Source organism: Polaribacter sp. IC066, assembly GCF_007997085.1.
Classification (GTDB): Bacteria; Bacteroidota; Bacteroidia; order Flavobacteriales; family Flavobacteriaceae; genus Polaribacter.
This window is the reverse complement of sequence record NZ_VORR01000136.1, coordinates 1-1,231: the sequence shown is the minus strand read 5'-3', so window position 1 is coordinate 1,231 and position 1,231 is coordinate 1. Positions and strand designations below refer to the sequence as shown.

Genomic DNA, 1,231 nt, shown 5'->3' with positions numbered 1-1,231 from the left:
TTAGAGAAAAGGTAATCGAATTCTTAGAAAGTCACTCTTGGAAAAATGAGGAATTCAAAAATATCCTAACAGATAATTTTCAAATTATTAAACCTAATTTTTCGGGATCCTATTTGTAATGAGTATATTTCGCTATCGTGTCCAGACCGCAAAAGAGCTGTAGGACAGGTAACCGCTTCCTATCTTTTGAATTCTTACTAAAATTATCGGATGCCGGGTTTAGATTGTGAATGCTATATTCCGAAACTTCGGGAGTAGAAATCTGTCATCTAACGCACGGAACTGATGATGTCCTTTAACAAAATAGGTTCTTTAAAAAGTAAACTTCTATTGATGCGAGTTTTATACCATTGTTACTTTAAAGAGCAATAACACCTTTAGCCTTGCTATTTTTTAGGTATATACTATAAAGTAAATTGCCGTATCGCAGCGATTGCTTAACTCATAAAACCCTTATATACATTTTAATAGCTTCCGTATTTTTATATTTACAAGCGTCGTTTACACTTTCTTTATTTCTGCAAAAAAATATAACGATAAAAAAGCATATTCAATTTGATTAGAATACCCAAACATTTTTTATTTAAAAAATGTGCTTGCCAAAATTCTTATCCTAATTCTTTTGGTGATTTTACATAGCTTAAATTAGTTTTTGATTTATTAAAACCACATACTAAATACTTCTAATATTCATCTAAAAATAAATTTAAAGATTTATAAACATAACTTCCGAAAAAAAATAAGCAAATTTCATTTAACTTATGATGTAAAACATTAAAACGATCTATATCAATGTAATTCGCTTTATTAGACCAGCGAGCAAAAAAATGATAAAATTATTTAGAAAAATACGCTTTGAGCTGATAGAGAAAATGTACTTGTAATGATTGGGATTTTAATCACACTGCAAATAAAATCTTGGAAGAAATATACGAAAGACATAAAGTTAGAAAAGGATTACTATACTCGGTTTAAATTAGAGTTAAAGGAAAATATCAGAAAACCTGATGCTTATGAAATAGAATTACAAAAGTTCAGAAAATGGTTGCTTCAAAAAAGACTCAGTAAAAATACTGTAAATACATATTTAGATGTAACTACGGTCTATATAAAATATGCGCTTTTAAAAAGAGCTGATATATTTTCTACAAAAATAGTAGAAGCTTTTAGTTATGATTATATTTTTGTGCCTAATAAATCGGTTTCATATCAAAATCAATTTATAAGTGGC

The 1,231-nt window shown here is 27.9% G+C and carries 1 pseudogene; it reads left to right on the top strand.

The annotated features are described in order from the left end of the window. Positions 1-883: 883 nt before the first annotated feature. Positions 884-1,231: pseudogene (locus ES044_RS18260) on the top strand (hypothetical protein); the annotation flags it as partial.